The organism is Nitratireductor arenosus (assembly GCF_009742725.1).
GTDB classification, from domain to species: domain Bacteria; phylum Pseudomonadota; class Alphaproteobacteria; order Rhizobiales; family Rhizobiaceae; genus Mangrovimarina; species Mangrovimarina arenosa.
Genome location: NZ_WPHG01000001.1, coordinates 148,419 through 165,521, shown reverse-complemented (window position 1 = coordinate 165,521; position 17,103 = coordinate 148,419). Strand labels below are relative to the sequence as shown.

General features: G+C 63.7%; 13 protein-coding genes, 1 tRNA gene and 1 pseudogene. 6 read left to right on the top strand and 9 right to left on the bottom strand.

Translation table 11 applies throughout. From position 1 onward, the window contains the following. Positions 1–108 precede the first annotated feature (108 nt). Together GN330_RS00790 and GN330_RS00785 are read left to right on the top strand one after the other, a co-directional pair. The gene (locus GN330_RS00790) at positions 109–1,482 is read left to right on the top strand and encodes an amidohydrolase family protein (RefSeq protein ID WP_246188522.1); all 1,374 of its coding nucleotides are present in this window, start codon (positions 109–111) and stop codon (positions 1,480–1,482) included. 3 nt (positions 1,483–1,485) lie between these two features. Beyond that, a complete protein-coding gene (locus GN330_RS00785; protein WP_156710668.1) occupies positions 1,486–2,604 on the top strand; it encodes an ABC transporter ATP-binding protein in 1,119 nt (372 codons plus the stop codon). Between the two features lie 237 nt (positions 2,605–2,841). On the opposite strand, the pseudogene GN330_RS24180 reads toward GN330_RS00785, so the two are convergent. From GN330_RS24180 to cpdR, 3 genes and pseudogenes are all read right to left on the bottom strand, one after another. Beyond that, positions 2,842–2,940, bottom strand: a pseudogene (locus tag GN330_RS24180) (IS3 family transposase); the annotation flags it as partial. A 295-nt stretch (positions 2,941–3,235) separates the two neighbouring features. Next, a tRNA-Val gene (locus GN330_RS00780) sits at positions 3,236–3,310 on the bottom strand. A 75-nt stretch (positions 3,311–3,385) separates the two neighbouring features. Beyond that, positions 3,386–3,748: a cell cycle two-component system response regulator CpdR gene (gene cpdR, locus GN330_RS00775; protein ID WP_106570922.1), complete on the bottom strand. Its 363-nt coding sequence runs from the start codon at positions 3,746–3,748 to the stop codon at positions 3,386–3,388. A 208-nt stretch (positions 3,749–3,956) separates the two neighbouring features. Here cpdR and GN330_RS00770 point away from each other — a divergent pair, with 208 nt between their 5' ends. Next, positions 3,957–4,898 (top strand): N-formylglutamate amidohydrolase, encoded by a 942-nt coding sequence (locus GN330_RS00770; protein WP_156710667.1) that lies wholly within the window; start codon positions 3,957–3,959, stop codon positions 4,896–4,898. Between the two features lie 219 nt (positions 4,899–5,117). Beyond that, positions 5,118–5,888: a histidinol-phosphatase gene (gene hisN / locus GN330_RS00765; protein ID WP_156710666.1), complete on the top strand. Its 771-nt coding sequence runs from the start codon at positions 5,118–5,120 to the stop codon at positions 5,886–5,888. 30 nt (positions 5,889–5,918) lie between these two features. Here hisN and GN330_RS00760 read toward each other — a convergent pair whose 3' ends face one another. Further along, positions 5,919–6,914 (bottom strand): alpha/beta fold hydrolase, encoded by a 996-nt coding sequence (locus tag GN330_RS00760; RefSeq protein WP_246188463.1) that lies wholly within the window; start codon positions 6,912–6,914, stop codon positions 5,919–5,921. Between the two features lie 409 nt (positions 6,915–7,323). Here GN330_RS00760 and GN330_RS00755 point away from each other — a divergent pair, with 409 nt between their 5' ends. Continuing rightward, entirely contained in the window at positions 7,324–7,794 is a 471-nt protein-coding gene (locus tag GN330_RS00755; RefSeq protein ID WP_156710665.1) for an Hsp20 family protein, read from the top strand. A gap of 81 nt (positions 7,795–7,875) precedes the next feature. Here the strand turns inward: GN330_RS00755 and GN330_RS00750 are convergent, their stop codons facing one another. The 5 genes from GN330_RS00750 to GN330_RS00730 form a co-directional block, all read right to left on the bottom strand. Continuing rightward, entirely contained in the window at positions 7,876–8,475 is a 600-nt protein-coding gene (locus GN330_RS00750) for a DoxX family protein (protein WP_156710664.1), read from the bottom strand. Positions 8,476–8,507: 32 nt separating this feature from the next. After that, positions 8,508–9,296, bottom strand: coding sequence for an HvfC/BufC N-terminal domain-containing protein (locus tag GN330_RS00745; RefSeq protein WP_156710663.1), 789 nt, complete (start codon positions 9,294–9,296; stop codon positions 8,508–8,510). Continuing rightward, a complete protein-coding gene (gene bufB / locus GN330_RS00740; protein ID WP_156710662.1) occupies positions 9,280–10,188 on the bottom strand; it encodes an MNIO family bufferin maturase in 909 nt (302 codons plus the stop codon). The genes GN330_RS00745 and bufB overlap by 17 nt, the downstream gene beginning before the upstream one ends. Positions 10,189–10,335: 147 nt before the next feature. Beyond that, positions 10,336–10,638 carry a BufA1 family periplasmic bufferin-type metallophore gene (locus GN330_RS00735; protein WP_156710661.1) on the bottom strand — a complete coding sequence of 101 codons (303 nt, stop codon included), beginning with the start codon at positions 10,636–10,638 and terminating at the stop codon, positions 10,336–10,338. A 160-nt stretch (positions 10,639–10,798) separates the two neighbouring features. Continuing rightward, positions 10,799–11,848, bottom strand: coding sequence for a threonine aldolase family protein (locus GN330_RS00730; RefSeq protein WP_156710660.1), 1,050 nt, complete (start codon positions 11,846–11,848; stop codon positions 10,799–10,801). A 487-nt stretch (positions 11,849–12,335) separates the two neighbouring features. On the opposite strand from GN330_RS00730, the gene gltB reads away from it, so the two are divergent. Further along, on the top strand, positions 12,336–17,057 hold the full coding sequence (gltB, locus tag GN330_RS00725) for a glutamate synthase large subunit (RefSeq protein ID WP_156710659.1): 4,722 nt from the start codon (positions 12,336–12,338) through the stop codon (positions 17,055–17,057). The last annotated feature ends 46 nt before the right edge of the window (positions 17,058–17,103 follow it).

Genomic DNA, 17,103 nt, shown 5'->3' with positions numbered 1-17,103 from the left:
ATGGAAGCTGGAATGATTTCGGAACACGATACGGTCGCAATCAGCGGCGGCACGATCATCGCCCATAACGCAGACGGGCACAGTACGATCGAAGGCGGCGTGGTCGTGATGCGCGGCGACCGGATAGTCCATGTCGGACAGTCTTGGGACGGACAGGCCGCCCGCATTATCGACGCGCGGGGCAAGCTGGTTATTCCAGGGCAGGTCAGCACGCATGCGCATGTGGGCGCTCACGAGGCCCAGCGCGCGCTGGTCGATACCGGCCAGCGTGAATTCATCAGGTCGAGCTTTTTGCATTTCCTGCCTGCGCGCCGCTCGGGTCAGCCCGGTGTCGCATCGCAGCAGGACCTTCGAGCATCGCTGCGGTTCGGGTTCTCGGCCTTGCTTCGTCATGGTGTGACCACCGTTCTGGCGTTTGCGCCGGCAGGGCCGGATGAAGGCCGGACGATGCTTGAAGTTGCCGAGGAATCCGGCATCAGACTGTTCTGGGCGCCGATCGTGACGGGCGGGCGATATTGGCTGGAGGACGACGGCAAGGTCACACGGGAGCTCGACGAGAACGAGGGACTGGTCTCGCTGCGCCGCGCCGCGCAATTCATCGAGCGCCATTCAGGCGCGATGGACGGACGGCTGAACGGCGTTATCGCCCTTGACGAGTATTACGTCTCCACGCCGCGATTGCGGCGCGAAGCCAAGGCGGTGGCACGCTCGCTCGGCGTTCCGTTTACGATGCACTTCCTCGAGCAGCACAGGGAGTTCTTCGAGACCGTGTCGGACGGCGGCCGCACACCGGTGCAATGTCTTGCCGACGAAGGGTTACTTGATCCCTCAACGCTGCTGGCGCACTGCATCTATGTCGGATCGCACAGCCTGGTCGGATACCCGGTCGCAGACGATATTCGCATCCTCGGCGAACACGGGACCGCAGTCGCCCATTCGCCCGTGGCTTTTTCCAGGCGCGGCATGATGCTGGAGAGCTTCGACAGATATCGTCGCGCCGGCATCAATGTCGCGTTGGGGACCGATACCTATCCACTGGACATGTTCGCGGAGATGCGAGCGGCGTCCACGGCCTGCAAGGCGGCGGACCGGAATTACGAGGCGGCACCTGCGGGCGCGGTGTTCGGAGCCAGCAACCTTGCCGGCGCAAAGGCGCTGGGCTGCGCGGACATTGGGCGCATAGCGGCCGGTGCAAAGGCCGACATCGTGATCGTGGATACCGGCAATCTGAGTTTCGGTGTCAATCCCGATCCCATTCGTGCCCTGGTCCATCTGGCCACGCCGGGGATGGTCGACACGGTCATCGTGGACGGTCGGGTGGTCGTCTCCGACAAGCGCCTCCTGGGTGTCGACGAGAACGCCCTGCTTGAGGAGGTGCGCACGTCAAGCGAGCGAATGTGGCAGCACTACAGCCAATATCATCCCAGCGGACAGACGCTCGCCGAGCGGTTTCCCGCCGCGCTACCTCAATGGACGGAGTAAACATTGAACGCGATTGCTTCCATATCCGGCAAGGACCGGACTGACGACCCAATCGTACGTTTTTCCGGTGTCCGGAAGAGCTATGACGGCGAGACCCTGGTCGTGCGCGACTTGAATCTCGACATTGTCAGGGGCGAGTTCCTGACGCTGTTGGGACCGTCCGGTTCGGGCAAGACGACCAGCCTGATGATGCTTGCGGGTTTCGAGGCGCCGACCGAGGGAACGATTTCGATCGGCGGCAAGGATGTCACGGCGTTGCCACCCTACCGGCGTGGGATCGGTGTCGTGTTTCAGAACTACGCCCTGTTCCCGCATATGACGATAGGTCAGAATGTCGGCTACCCGTTGCGCGTTCGCGGAGCCGCCCAGGCCGATATCGACAAGCGGGTCGTGGAAGCGCTGGAAATGGTCGAGCTCGGCGCATTCGCCGACAGGCGTCCGGCGCAATTGTCCGGCGGACAGCAGCAACGTGCGGCTCTGGCGCGGGCGCTGGTTTTCAGGCCGGAACTCGTTCTCCTGGATGAGCCGCTCGGTGCGCTCGACAAGCAGTTGCGCGAACAGATGCAGTATGAGCTCAAGCGCCTTCACGAGGAACTGAAGGTCACCATGGTTTATGTCACGCATGACCAGACCGAAGCATTGACGATGTCCGATCGTATCGCCGTGTTCAATGACGGCGGCATCCAGCAACTCGCGCGTCCGTCGGATCTTTACGAGAACCCGCAAAACGCATTCGTTGCCGAGTTTGTGGGAGAGAACAACCGGCTGACCGGCATCGTGACCGGCGGTTCCGAAAACGGCGTTTATGTCGATGTCGGCGGCGGTGTCAGCGTGCACGCCCGCCCCGTGGGCAGCTTTGCGCCGGGCGACAGGACGGTGCTGTCCCTGCGCCCGGAGCGCATCGCTGTTGGCAAGGACGGACAATGGGAAAACGACTTCACCATCGAGATCGACAAGGTCGTCTATCTCGGCGATGTCAATCGTCTCCTGCTGCGCTTTGCCGGCGGTAGCGAGTTCGCCGTGAGGGTCGCCAATCAGGGCGGCGGTCCGGTGTTTCAACGTGGCGACAGCGTGCGCGTCGCGTGGCGTCAGTCGGACTGCCTGGCTTTCCCGGCCGAGTGACGGCTGTTCGCGGTCTGCATAGCCCCTAGGTTTGTGGACGCCTTCTTCCCAAAACTTGAGGCAGGGAGTCACCTGAGACCCGGCTTTTTCTGGTCCACCGCCATTCCCTGCCGTTCCCCCGTTAGGCGGATACCGCGGTAGGCAGTGCGCTGACGTTCGCTGGCAACGTCTCATGGCCTCGCGCAGATCCCCGTTGTCCGGTCTGCTGCTCCTGTATCGGAAGACGTGGCCGTTCTCCCGCATCAGCCGCTCGACACGGTGCAGACCGCAGGAGAGCCCGTCGGCGAGAGCATCGTGCCGGATACGACGTGCGCCACAGGTGCGATCGCTGCTCTTGACGCTGCGGTCGCACCAATGGCGCCGAGAAGGTTTTTGTTATGGCGTGACCGCGTGCTGGGGGCGCTGGGGAGTTAGGCTTGAAAGCGCGAGCGTGAGACATCCAACGCTTCGCAAAGCCATTCCGACGGTCAGATCGAACGGCGCTTTGTAATGAGAACGGACCTCGTATCGCGCCTCTCCAAACCCGCGGATTTGGGTTTGCCGCTGCCCGTTGCGAGAGGGCTTTGCGGGTCTCTCGCCAGAAACGGAAAAACCGCCGAGGCGGATTTTTCAACTTTTCCAAGGGGGCCGATGGTGGGCGTGACAGGGATTGAACCTGTGACCCCTACGATGTCAACGTAGTGCTCTCCCGCTGAGCTACACGCCCATCAGCGCCGCGCATAGACCACACAAATCATGCTGGCGTCAATGCCGAAAATCCATCGTCCGACGACGGCCCCGGTCAGGCCGCTTTCAGCATTTTTTCGACCTCGCTGACGAGCTCGCGCAGGTGGAACGGCTTCGACAGGACCTTGGCGTCCTTGGGTGCTTTCGAATCCGGATTGAGCGCGACCGCGGCGAAGCCGGTGATGAACATCACCTTCAGATCGGGGTCGATCTCGGTCGCCCGGCGCGCGAGTTCGATACCGTCCATCTCCGGCATGACGATATCGGTCAGGAGCAGCGAAAACGGCTCCTCGCGCAGCCGTTCATAGGCGCTGGCGCCATTGTCGAAATCGATGACGTCGTAACCGGCCCGTTCCAGCGCCTTGACCAGAAAGCGGCGCATGTCGTTGTCGTCTTCGGCTAGTAGGATTCTCGTCATGGATTCCCGTCCGCATTCCAGAACAGAGTCGGCCGCCATGCCGCCCGTTAACCAAACCAGATATATGCGTAGGGTAAGGTAAACATCAAGTGAACCGTAGCGGCGCTCGGGGACCGAATCCCCATTTTGTGCCGTCGCCATCGTGCTCGGGCAGGCGCGGCGTGGCGGCAGACCGCATGCGATTGGTTCTGGACAGGCCACGGATCGGATGGCACTTTCGCGGCATGACCAGACCCTGCCCGCGGCGGATCAACCTTCGATGAGCGTCGCCGACGATTTCGCCGGCGTCGTGCCTTTCCAGACACGGTGCCCACCTCACCAGAGCGTTCCCTTCATCTTCAATTCGCCGCATAGCGGGCGAAGCTATCCCGAACGCTTCCTGGCCTTGTCCAGGCTCGACCGCCAGGCGATCCGCCGCTCGGAGGATTGTTATGTCGAGGAATTGTTCGCAGCCGCGGTCGCCTTCGGCGCGCCGCTGCTTTCGGCCAATTTTCCGCGCGCCTATCTCGACGTCAACCGCGAACCGTGGGAACTCGATCCGCGGATGTTTTGCGAGCCCTTGCCGGCCTATGCCAACATCCGCTCGCCGCGCGTGGCGGGCGGGCTCGGCACGGTGCCGAAGATCGTCGGCGAAGGCCAGGAAATCTACGCCGGCAAGCTGCCTTTCGCCGAGGCGCGGCAACGCGTCGAAGCGCTCTACAAGCCCTATCACGCCTGCCTGGGGCGGTTGCTTGCCGACACTCAGGCCGTTTTCGGACTGGCCGTCCTGATCGATTGCCACTCCATGCCGGCCAGTATCCGGGTGGGCGAAACCGGCGTCAGGCCCGACTTCATCGTCGGTGATCGCTTCAACACCTCCGCCTCCGCGGCGCTCAGCGAAGCCGCAATCGGCATCCTGACTTCACTCGGCTACACCGTCGCCCACAACAAGCCCTATGCGGGCGGCTTCATCACCGAACATTACGGGCGACCGGCGCACGGGATGCACGCCTTGCAGATCGAGGTCAATCGCGGGCTTTATATGAACGAACGCAACTACCGCAAGTCGAGCGGTTTTTTGCCGCTCGCCGACAATATGGCCCGTTTCGTCGACAGGCTGATCGCGGCGGCCGGCTTTGGCCGGCCGGCGATGCCGTTGGCGGCCGAATGAGCCTGGAAAGGCGAAAAAAAAGACCGCATCGCGAGACGACACGGTCCAAGTCTAGGGAGGAAACGCCCAAAAGGGCATGAACGGACAAACCGTTCGCAAAAAGCCTATTGTGCAATGCACAAAAGTCAAGCGCCGACGGTGGAAAACCCGTATTTCGCCGTTTGGTAGGTCCAAAATGCCGATTATATGTGGCAAATTTGCAACAAAATGGGGATTCAAATGGCAACGGCGGAACTGTTGCGCCGAATCGCGGCCGCGGCGGCCGAGCAGACGCTGCCGCGGTTTCGCCGCGCTGGCGCGGTTTCCAACAAGCAGGCGGCTGGCTTCGATCCGGTGACGGAAGCCGATCGCGAGGCCGAACGCGCGATCCGCGAGATCATTCGGGCGGAATTTCCCGATGACGGCATTGTCGGCGAGGAGCACGGGGTGGAGAACCCCGACGCGCGCCGTGTGTGGGTGATCGACCCGATCGATGGTACGCGCGCCTTTATTTCCGGCGTTCCGTTGTGGGGGACGCTGGTCGGCCTGGTCGAGGACGGCAAGGCGGTGGCCGGGCTGATGTCGCAGCCGTTCATCGGCGAGCTTTATTACGCGACCGGGCAGGGGGCGTTCTATGAGGGCCCCGGCGGTGCGCGGCCGCTTGCCACGCGTGCGACGACGTCTCTTGCCGAGGCAAGCCTGTTCACGACGACGCCGGCGCTGTTTCAGGGCGCGCTGCGCGATCGCTACGATCGTCTGGAGGCGGCAGTCCGGCTGCCGCGCTACGGAACCGATTGTTATGCCTTTGCGATGGTGGCGGCCGGCCATGCCGATATCGCGGTGGAGGCGGGGCTGCAATCCTACGACATCGCCGGCCTGGTGGCGCTGATCGAGCGGGCGGGCGGGGTGGTGACCACATGGCAGGGCGGACGGCCGGAAGGCGGCGGCGACATTGTCGCGGCGGCCACGCCGGCGTTGCATCGCGCGGTGCTCGACCTCGTCGGCGACTGATCCGGGGCGGATCCGGGCGGCCGCTTTTCGTCAGGCGATCGCGGTGTCGGTGCCGGGCACAAAGGCGGCGAAGGCGGCCAGCAACTGCTCGCGATAGATGTCGGCTTCCTGCAGCAATTCGTGGCGGGCTCCGTCGATCGTCAGCAGCGAGGCGGCGCGCAGCGGCGTCGCGTAATGCTCGATCGCGCGGGTCGACACGACGGTGTCGGCGCCGGCGGCGACGAACAGCGTCGGCAGTTGGATGCGGGCGGCGAAGGCCGGCTCCGTCACCTGTTCGATGGCACGGCAGGCCGCGCGCACCCAGCCGGCGGTCGGCCCGCCGAGCGCCAGATGGGGGAATTGCTGGTAGAGTGCGACATTGCGCTGATAGCGGGCGAAATCAGTGGTCAGCTTGTTGGTCGCGAACGGGGGCGGGACCGCCGGCCGGCGCCCCCAGCCCAGATAGACCGTGCCGAGGCCGAGCGCGTAAAGCAGTGAGCTGATGCGGCGCAGGCCGCTCACCGAGGCATGTTGGCCCTCGAAGGCGAGTAGCGGCGCCGAAAGTACCATGCGCCGGACCCGGTTGGTCAGGCTCGGCGCGGCGAGCAACGCCACTAGCGCGCCGGTCGAATGGGCGAGGATGTAAAACGGGCCGCGGCAGTCGGGCAGGGCGATGTCGGTGAAGAACCGGTCAAGATCGGCCACGTAGTCGTCGAAACTGTCGACATGGCCGCGTTGCGGATCGCGTGTGAGGCGCTCCGAGCCGCCCTGGCCGCGCCAGTCCATGACGGCGGAGCCGAGGCCGAGCTTCGACAGGTCGCCGATGGTCTCGAAATATTTCTCGATGCACTCGTTGCGGCCGGACAGGATGATCACCGTGCCCTTCAGCGGCCTGGCCTGTGCTGGAAAAAGCGCGTAACGCAGCCTTTTCCCGTCCCAGCTTTCGAAATAGCCCACACGCGCGCGCTCCGGGACGCGATTGCCCGGGATCTCGTGAAGCACTGCCGTGTCTTTGTCTTCGAGCGGCATGTCGGCGCGCAGGTTCATGCTCCGGTGATAAGTAGGCGCTGGGAGAAAAGCAAAGAAAATCAGGGACGATCCGGATCGCGGAGGTCTTGAAAGATCAAGGCCGGAGGTGCTGCCAGCAACCTCCGGCCTCTGTCGATCCGGGAGGAAGGGACGTTACACCCGGACCAAACTCGTTCGAGGCGGCTTGTCGCCCCGATCTGATGACCCAACACTAGTGGGGCGAAGATGAACCCGGACCGAAAGGCCGGTTCATGTGCCGTTCAGGAAGAAAACCGGCCGGCGGGGGTGCTCTTGAACCGGGTTTTGGCGCTTCCCAAATAAGGGATGCGGCCGCCGTCGGATCGGGGCCGCTGGCGTTGCGGAAATGCCTTCTCGGATCTCCAAAAAACGCCAAACGCGAACTTGTTGCTCAACAGGAGAACACACCATGCGTCACGTCGATTTTTCGCCGCTTTACCGCTCCACCGTCGGCTTCGACCGTCTTTTCACCATGCTCGATTCGCTGGCCCAGCCCGATAGCGGCCAGACCTATCCGCCCTACAACATCGAACGGACCGGCGAGGACGCCTACCGGATCTCGATGGCCGTGGCCGGTTTCGCCGAGACCGACATCGCGATCGAGGCGCACCGCAACGTGCTGACTGTCAAGGGCGAGAAGTCCGAGGCCGATGGCGAGGACGGCGTCGATTTGCTTTATCGCGGCATCGCCTCGCGCGCCTTCGAGCGCCGCTTCCAGCTTGCCGATCATGTCGAAGTGACTGGCGCCGAGCTTAAAAACGGCCTGCTTCACATCGATCTGAAGCGCAATATCCCCGAGGAGATGAAGCCGCGCAAGATCGCGATCTCCGCGGCTAAAGGCGTCACGTCGAAGCAGATCGAGACGGACCTGGCCAAATAACCCTCTTGCTCGACTACCATCGGCAAGATTTCGTGGCGGCGCCTTTCGGGGCGCCGCTTTCATATGCCCGTGCGGGAAGCACTATTTTGGCCGCGAGCGCGCGAGCAAATGATCGAGCGACAGCCTGCCTGCGCCGTGGACGACGATGACGACGAGAACGAACACCCATAAGAGCCGCTGATCCCAGATGATCGCGTCGGGCATGCGGTCGAACATCGCGCCGATCGACTTGGCGTCGAGGCCGTGCTGGGTGACGTCGACATAGCTCTGGACGATGACGAAAAAGATCATGCCGAGGGCGGCAAGCCTGCTGAACAGGCCCACGACGATCAAGAGCGGCAGGACGAATTCCGTCCAGGTGCCGAGATAGACGATGACGTCATAGGGCCAGGCGAGCGCGTTTTCGTCATAACCGTTCGCCTCCATCACCTTGGGCAGGATCGAGACATAGGCCCCCGACGAGGGGTTGAGAAAGCCGAAAATCCCGTCGGAGAATTTTCCCCAGGACGAATTGAGGTAATAAAGCAAAAGCACGCTGGCGAAGACGACGCGGGCCGCAAGGCCGGTGAACCATCCAGCCAGTGCCGCTTGGAGGCCGGAAAAGAACGTGTCGTGCAGGCGTATCACCGCGCCGAGCGGCCAGACCGGCTTGCTTGTGCGCTCATCGCTGTTGTCTTCCATGATGTCGTTCCGTTTGCTGGTTCCGGGAGACGTCATGCGTCGGGAACAAGAATATCGGCGAAAGCGCCGGCCTCCATCATGCCGGCGATATTGGCGCCAAGATCGAAACCAGGCTCGGTCCCGCCCGCCGCCGCGGCCGCCTCGCCGAGCGGTTTTCCGGTGCACAGCAGCGTCAAAAACACCGCCCCGCCGGGCGGCAGCTTGCGCACGAACACGTCGAGCGCCGGCCGGGTGACGAGTGCGTCCTCGCCGTCGCGCTCCAGGATCTTGCCGACAGGACCGCTGGCGCGATTGGCTGCGAAGATCGTCACGGCGGGATAGGCGGAACGCAGAACCCTGGTGGCAGGATGCGGTTGGAAGCGCAATGCCGGCAGGGCGTCTTGTGGAGCGCTCGCCAGCTTTTCGGGCGCCAGCGGGTCGCGGTCGGCGGCGTGATAGGCGTCGAGCCAGGCCCGTTCGATGCGGGCGACATCGCCCAGCCAGGGGAGCGGGCGCGTATGTTCGAAACCGTCGATGAAGGCGGCAAAGCCGTGGCCGTAGTCGAACAACAGCGGCGAGCGCGGCGGCTCGCGGCGCACATAGAGGCGCGCCATATCGCGAAAGAAGGTCTCGCCGACAATGCGCCTCACGGCGGGAAACGTGTCGGCGAGCGCGTCAATGAGGGAGACGGTGACGTTGTTGCGATAGACGTTGTAACGCACGTCGCCGGCTTTTTCGCCCGGTCCGCCGACGCCGGGCGGCGTCGGTCTGTCGGGGTCGAGAAGCGGGGTCGTGAACGGGCCGGCGAAAGCCGCGCCGGGCGGGCTATTCGGCTGCTGCATGGTGGATTTTCCGGGCGCCGGTAGCGGCATGGCGATCGAGAACGGCCTGCGCGGCGTCGGCCTCTGCCTTGAGTATCGGCCAGTCGGGAATATCGCCGTCCCATTCTACCAGCGTCGGGATCGTTCCGGCGCGACCGATGACGATATCGTAGAGCTTCCAGACCGCATCGCAGACGGGGCCGTCATGGCTGTCGATCAGCAGCGGTTCTCCCTCGTCGTCGCTCTGTTGGCGATGGCCGGCGAGATGGATCTCGCCGACATGTTCGAGCGGAAAGTCGGCCAGATAGTCGAGGGCCGAAAAACCTTGATTGGTGGCGGACACGAAGACGTTGTTGACGTCGAGCAGCAGCCCGCATCCGGTGCGGTCGACGATCTCGCGGATGAACCCGGTCTCGTCGTAGTCGGATTCCGCGAAAACCAGATAGGTCGAGGGGTTTTCCAGCAGCAGCCGACGCCCGATCGCGGCCTGTACCTGGTCGATGTGCTCGCATACATGCCGCAGCGTTTCGTTCGTATAGGGCAGCGGCAGAAGGTCGTTGTAAAAAACATCGTCGTGGGTCGACCAGGCGAGATGTTCCGACACGATCGCCGGTTCGTAGCGCTCGACCAGCGATCTGAAACGGGCAAGATGGGCCTCGTCGAGCGGCTGCGGCGCGCCGATCGACATGCACACGCCGTGCAGCAGAACCGGGTAATCCCGCCGCACGCGGGAAAGTGCTGCGTGCGGCGGGCCGCCGGCACCCATGTAGTTTTCGGCATGCACTTCGAAAAACCCGACCTGGTCGCGCTCGGAAAAGATCGCGTTGAGATGGGTGTGTTTCAGGCTCGCGCCGGAGCGGCCGGAAACGGGAAAGGCCGAAAAGCGACTGTTTCCGTTGTTGGCGTGCGGCATGGCGGACCCTTTGCGGACGCGTTTGGCCGGTCCTTCCCGGGAGACGGCGCTCAGATCATGATGGCGTTTCGTCGAACCGCCATCATGATCGGTTGTTGAGGCATGATCTTTCCCGAAAACCGGCGTCCGCTTTTCGGAGCCATGCTTTTAGGACGGCAGATCGCGCTCGAGCGGCTCAAGCGAGCCCATCCGGTTTTCCGGGAGTTCCATCGACGCGCAGGTGCCGGCATCGACCAGTTTCCAGGAATTGCCCTGATAGTCGACGCTGGACGTGCCCTTGCAGGTGGTGCCTGGACCGGCGGCGCAGTCGTTCTGGCCGGCCATGGCGACGCCATAGCATTTTTCTTTTTCCTGGGCCTGGGCCGCGGTGGTTGTCATGGCGCCGGCGGCAACGGCGCCCGCCACGACGCTGGCTAGATAAGCGGCGCCGATCACGGTTTTGGTCGACATGGTGTTCTCCTCTCGGTTTCAAGAATTCCGGCCGGCTCAAGCCGGTACGCCACTTTTTCAAATGCGCTGGTCACATGGAAATAAACCCGGCGAGATCAAACATCACGCGGCGCTAACGCGAACGTTACCGATTTGTAATGTTAAAAACGGTCGCGGCCGTTCATGCGATCAGGCCGGCGAAGCGGTCGATTTCGTCGGCGGTCGTCGCGAAGCTGGTGACAAAACGGCAGATTTCCTCGTCCGCCGCGATGGAGCCCTCGAAGCCCTCGGGCGCGCTCCAGCCATAAAAGGCGACGCCTTCGCCGATCAAGCGCTCGACCATGGCGCTCGCCACGACGATGAAGACCTCGTTCGCCTGAGGGTTCCAGGCGAGCCTGGCCTTGGCCGAGCGCCCGACGCAGTCGGCAAGGCGGGCCGCCATCGCATTGGCATGACGGGCGTTGTCGAGCCACAAATCGTCCTTGAAATAGGCCTGGAACTGGGCGGCCACGAACCGCGATTTCGAAAGCAATTGCGCGGCGCGTTTGTGCAGGAAGGCAAATTCGGTCGCCTGGGCGGGGTCGAACAGCACCACCGCCTCCGCGCACCAGCAGCCGTTCTTGGTGCCGCCGAAGGACAACAGGTCGACGCCACGCTTCCATGTCATCTCGGCCGGCGAGACATCGAGCGATGCCAGGGCGTTGGTGAAGCGGGCCCCGTCCATATGCACGGCCATCCCATGCCGCTCGGCGACCGCCGCGATAGCGTCGAGCTCGTCCGGCGTATGGACGGTGCCGATCTCGCTTGCCTGCGTCACGGAAACCGCCACCGGCCGTCCCGCGTGCAGGAATTCCGGCGGATAGCGCCTGACCGCCTCCTCCAGTGCCTCCGGGTCGATGCGGCCGAGCGGACCACCGACGCGGGCAAGGCGAGTGCCGCCGGTCAGATATTCGGTGGCGCCGGCCTCGTCCTCGACCAGATGCGCCTCGGCGTGGCAAAAGGCGACACCGCCGGGACGCGAGACGCTCGCCAGCGACAGCGCGTTGGCGGCCGTTCCGGTCGAGACGAAGAAAACCGCCACGTCCCTCTCGAAGATCTCGCAGAAGCGGCGGCGGATTTCGTGATCGAGGTCGCTGTCGCCGTAGGCGCGTGCATGGCCGCCCGCATGGTCGGCGAGCGCGTCGGCGATGGCCGGGTGGGCGCCGGCCCAGTTGTCAGAAGCAAAAATCATCGCTGTTTCCGAAATGAGCTGAAGGAGGGCCGGACTGTGCCCGGTTTCGATATGCGGCTTCAAGGGGCTTGCGCTTCAAGGCAAGGCGACCAGGCGCGTATGCGAGGGGCCGACCATGTGCCGCCGGAAAGGGGTAATGCCGTGTTTCGGGAAATAAAATGCTGTACGATGCTTGCTCAGGATAATTTTGTTGCGATTCCATGCGAAAAAGATCGCGATCCGGTCTTGTGTGCGTTATCCAATTCTGCCATTGTGTAATTAGGACAGCAGTGCTGTCTTATTTATCCGGGAAATTCGAGCCGGGGCTGGTGTAAAACGCCGGCTCTGGCATGTGTGCCGGATAGCAGCGACCTGGGGCGCGAACGGTCTTCGCAGCCAAGCCCGACAGGTCACCCTCGTGGAACGATGTGCACGAGGTGGACGTGCTGATAAAATAGGCGTCCGCAGTATCAAGGCACCCCAAAACGGGGCCAATGGAGGAAGGACGATGACGGATTCGACGCCATCAGCGACGACGCAGCCCTGCCCGGCCGCCGGGCGCGATGCGCGTGCCGCCAAACGCGCCGTCCTGCCGATGCCGGGCGCGCAGGGTCTCTACGATCCGCGCAATGAGCATGATTCGTGCGGTGTCGGCTTCATCGCCGACATGAAGAACCGCAAGTCGCATCAGATCGTTGTGGACGGGCTCGCCATGCTCGAAAACCTAACCCATCGCGGCGCGGTCGGCGCGGACCCGCTGATGGGCGACGGCGCGGGCGTGCTGGTCCAGATTCCCGACCGTTTCTTCCGCGAGGAGATGGCCGAAAAGGGCATCGAGTTGCCGCCGCCGGGTCATTATGCCGTCGGCCATATCTTCATGCCGCGCGACAGCGAACTGCGCGCCCATATCGAGCAGGTGTTCGCCGAGGTGACGCAGGCCGAAGGCCAGCCGCTGATCGGCTTCCGCGACGTGCCGGTCGACAATGCCTCGCTGTCGAAAGCACCGCATATCGCGGCATCCGAACCGGTGCATCTGCAGGTCTTCATCGGCCGCAATCCGGCGATCGCCTCCGACGAGGATTATGAGCGGCGCCTCTATATTCTGCGCAAGGTGGTGTCGGCACGTATTTTCGAGGAGACCGGCGGGCGCGACAACGGCTCGTACACGGTGTCCTTGTCCTCGCGCACCATCGTCTACAAGGGCATGTTTCTGGCCTATCAGGTCGGCGCCTATTACAAGGACCTGCTCGATCCGCGCTTCGAATCGGCGCTGATCCTGGTTCACCAGCGCTTTTCGACCAACACCTTCCCGTCATGGAAGCTCGCCCATCCCTACCGAATGGTCGCGCATAATGGCGAGATCAACACCCTGCGCGGCAACGTCAACTGGATGGCGGCGCGCCAGGCCTCGGTCGATTCGGAGCTGTTCGGCAACGACATCTCCAAACTATGGCCGATCTCCTATGAAGGCCAATCGGACACGGCCTGTTTCGACAACGCGCTCGAATTCCTGTGGCAGGGCGGCTATTCGCTCGCGCATGCCATGATGATGCTGATCCCGGAGGCCTGGGCCGGCAACAAGCTGATGGGCGAGGACCGCAAGGCGTTCTACGAATACCACGCCGCGCTGATGGAGCCGTGGGACGGGCCGGCCGCGGTCGCTTTCACCGACGGGCGCCAGATCGGCGCGACGCTCGACCGCAACGGGCTGCGCCCGGCGCGCTACATCGTCACCGACGACGACCGGGTGATCATGGCCTCGGAGGCCGGCGTGCTGCCGGTCGACGAGGACAAGATCGTCAAGAAATGGCGTCTGCAACCCGGCCGGATGCTTCTGATCGACCTGGAAAAAGGCCGCATCGTCTCCGACGAGGAGATCAAGTCGGACATCGCCGGCAAGCACCCCTACCGCCAATGGCTCGACTCCACCCAGCTCATTCTGGAAGAGCTGAAGCCGGTGGAGCCGCGGGCGCTACGCCGCGACGTGTCGCTGCTCGACCGCCAGCAGGCCTTCGGCTACACGCAGGAAGACCTCAAGCTGCTGATGGCGCCTATGGCCACGACCGGCCAGGAGGCGATCGGGTCGATGGGCACCGATACGCCGATCGCCGCCATGTCCGGCCGCACCAAGCTGCTCTACGAATATTTCAAGCAGAATTTCGCTCAGGTCACCAACCCGCCGATCGACCCGATCCGCGAGGAACTGGTGATGAGCCTGGTCTCCTTCATCGGACCGCGCCCGAACATTTTCGATCTGGTCGGTTCGTCGCGCAAGAAGCGGCTGGAGGTACGCCAGCCGATCCTGACCAATGGCGACCTGGAGAAAATCCGCTCCATCGGCCACACCGAGGACCGCTTCGACACCAAGACGATCGACATCACCTATTCCGCCACCGAGGGCGCGGAGGGCATGGAGGCAGCGGTCGAGCGCCTGTGCGAGCGCGCGGAGGCGGCCGTTGCCGGCGGCTACAACATCATCATTCTTTCGGACCGGCAGATCGGACCGGACAGGATCGATATTCCCACGCTTCTGGCGACCGCGGCGGTGCATCACCACCTGATCCGCAAGGGCCTGCGCACGGCGGTGGGGCTGGTGGTCGAATCGGGCGAGCCGCGCGAGGTGCACCATTTCTGCTGTCTGGCGGGTTATGGCGCCGAGGCGATCAACCCCTATCTCGCCTTCGATACGCTGATCGAGATGCACCGGCGCGGCGAGTTCCCGCCCGAGGTCGACGCGCAGGAAATCGTCACCCGCTACATCAAGTCGATCGGCAAGGGCATCCTGAAGGTCATGTCCAAGATGGGCATTTCGACCTACCAGTCCTATTGCGGCGCGCAGATATTCGACGCGGTCGGGCTGAAGGACGCGTTCGTGGAACGCTATTTCACCGGCACAGCGACCACGATCGAGGGCGTTGGGCTCGACGAAGTCGCAGCCGAGACGGTCGAGCGTCACGTCGCGGCCTTCAGCGACGATCCGGTCCTGCGCAATGCGCTCGATGTGGGCGGCGAATATATGTACCGCATCCGCGGCGAGGAGCATGTGTGGACGCCGGACGCGGTGGCGAGCCTCCAGCATGCGGTGCGCAAGGGATCGTTCGACACCTACAAGGATTATGCCGAGCAGATCGACACGGCTTCGGGGCGGACGAAGACCATACGCGGGCTGTTTCACATCCGCACGGCGGCCGAGATGGGGCGCAAGCCCGTGCCGCTCGACGAGGTCGAGCCGGTCGCCGAGATCGTGAAGCGGTTTTCAACCGGAGCGATGTCGTTCGGTTCGATCAGCCGCGAGGCGCACACGACGCTGGCGCGCGCGATGAACACGCTCGGCGGCAAGTCGAACACCGGCGAGGGCGGCGAGGAGCCTGACCGCTATCTGCCGTTGCCCGACGGTTCGTCCAATCCCGAACGCTCGGCGATCAAGCAGGTTGCGTCCGGACGGTTCGGGGTGACGACCGAATATCTGGTCAATGCCGACATGGTCCAGATCAAGGTCGCCCAGGGCGCCAAGCCCGGCGAGGGTGGACAGTTGCCGGGCCACAAGGTGGACGCCACCATCGCCAAGGTGCGCCATTCGACGCCTGGCGTCGGGCTGATTTCGCCGCCGCCGCATCACGACATCTATTCGATCGAGGATTTGGCCCAGCTCATCTTCGACCTGAAAAACGTCAATCCCGCCGCCGACATCTCTGTCAAGCTCGTCTCAGAGGTCGGAGTGGGCACGGTGGCGGCCGGAGTGGCCAAGGCGCGTGCCGACCACATCACCATCGCTGGCTATGATGGCGGTACGGGCGCCTCGCCGCTGACCTCGCTCAAACATGCCGGCAGCCCGTGGGAGATGGGCCTGGCCGAAACCCACCAGACCCTGGTGCTGAACGGGTTGCGCTCGCGCATCGCGCTTCAGGTCGATGGCGGCCTGCGCACGGGCCGCGACGTCATCGTCGGGGCGCTTCTGGGCGCCGACGAGTTCGGCTTCTCGACCGCACCGTTGATTGCGGCCGGCTGTATCATGATGCGCAAATGCCATCTCAACACCTGTCCGGTCGGCGTGGCGACCCAGGACCCTGTGCTGAGGAAACGCTTCAAGGGCGCGCCCGAACACGTCATCAACTATTTCTTCTACGTGGCCGAGGAGGTACGCGCGCTGCTGGCGGCAATGGGCTACCGTAAACTCAACGAGATCATCGGCAATACCGACCTGATCGAGAAGCGGCCGCTGATCGAGCACTGGAAAGCGCGCGGCCTCGATTTCAGCCGCGTCTTCCACAAGCCGGCGGCGCCGAAGGAGGCGACCTACTGGACGCAGCGCCAGCAGCATCCGATCGACGACATCGTCGACCGCAAGCTGATCGCGGAGGCCGTGCCGGCGCTCGAGCGCAAGGAAAAGGTTTTAATCGAGATGCCGATCCGCAATGTCGACCGGTCCGCCGGCGCGATGCTGTCGGGCGAGGTCGCCAAGCGCTACGGCCACAAAGGGCTGAAGCACGACACGATCTCCGTGCGCTTCACCGGCACCGCCGGACAGTCCTTCGGTGCGTTTCTGGCGCGGGGGGTGTCGTTCGAACTCAACGGCGACGGCAATGACTATGTCGGCAAAGGGCTGTCGGGCGGTCGCATCGTCATCCGCCCGCCGGAGGGATCGCGGATCGTGGCGGAGAATTCGATCATCGTCGGCAACACGGTGCTTTACGGCGCGGTCGAGGGCGAATGCTATTTCCGCGGCGTCGCCGGCGAACGTTTCGCGGTGCGCAATTCGGGCGCCGTGGCGGTGGTCGAGGGCGTCGGCGATCACGGCTGCGAATACATGACCGGCGGCGTCGTCGTCGTCATCGGCCAGACCGGGCGCAACTTCGCGGCCGGCATGTCCGGCGGTGTTGCCTATGTGCTCGACGAGGTCGGGGATTTTGCCGAGCGCTGCAACATGGCCATGGTCGAGCTCGAGCCGGTGCCGGAAGAAGACGACATGCTGGAGAAGCTGCACCATCATGGCGGCGACCTCGCCCACAAGGGCCGTGTCGACGTCTCCGGCGACATGACCCGCCACGACGAGGAGCGGCTGGTGCAACTGATTTCGAACCACATGCACTATACCGGTTCGACGCGGGCCAAGGACATCCTCGACAATTGGGCCGATTACAGGCCGAAATTCCGCAAGGTTATGCCAGTCGAATATCGCCGCGCGCTCATCGAGATGGAGCGTATGCGCATGGGGCTGGCGGCGGAGTAAGCAGGAACGCGGACACCATGCCGGCGCGCGGGCGCAAACCCCGCGC

Excerpts from the sequence above, each read along its gene's own strand:
- gltB (WP_156710659.1), top strand. The coding sequence starts at position 12,336 with ATGACGGATTCGACGCCATCAGCGACGACGCAGCCCTGCCCGGCCGCC.
- GN330_RS00755 (WP_156710665.1), top strand. The coding sequence starts at position 7,324 with ATGCGTCACGTCGATTTTTCGCCGCTTTACCGCTCCACCGTCGGCTTC.
- GN330_RS00760 (WP_246188463.1), bottom strand. The coding sequence starts at position 6,914 with ATGAACCTGCGCGCCGACATGCCGCTCGAAGACAAAGACACGGCAGTG.
- bufB (WP_156710662.1), bottom strand. The coding sequence starts at position 10,188 with ATGCCGCACGCCAACAACGGAAACAGTCGCTTTTCGGCCTTTCCCGTT.
- GN330_RS00790 (WP_246188522.1), top strand. The coding sequence starts at position 109 with ATGCGCGGCGACCGGATAGTCCATGTCGGACAGTCTTGGGACGGACAG.
- cpdR (WP_106570922.1), bottom strand. The coding sequence starts at position 3,748 with ATGACGAGAATCCTACTAGCCGAAGACGACAACGACATGCGCCGCTTT.
- GN330_RS00750 (WP_156710664.1), bottom strand. The coding sequence starts at position 8,475 with ATGGAAGACAACAGCGATGAGCGCACAAGCAAGCCGGTCTGGCCGCTC.
- GN330_RS00770 (WP_156710667.1), top strand. The coding sequence starts at position 3,957 with ATGGCACTTTCGCGGCATGACCAGACCCTGCCCGCGGCGGATCAACCT.
- hisN (WP_156710666.1), top strand. The coding sequence starts at position 5,118 with ATGGCAACGGCGGAACTGTTGCGCCGAATCGCGGCCGCGGCGGCCGAG.
- GN330_RS00735 (WP_156710661.1), bottom strand. The coding sequence starts at position 10,638 with ATGTCGACCAAAACCGTGATCGGCGCCGCTTATCTAGCCAGCGTCGTG.
- GN330_RS00730 (WP_156710660.1), bottom strand. The coding sequence starts at position 11,848 with ATGATTTTTGCTTCTGACAACTGGGCCGGCGCCCACCCGGCCATCGCC.
- GN330_RS00745 (WP_156710663.1), bottom strand. The coding sequence starts at position 9,296 with ATGCAGCAGCCGAATAGCCCGCCCGGCGCGGCTTTCGCCGGCCCGTTC.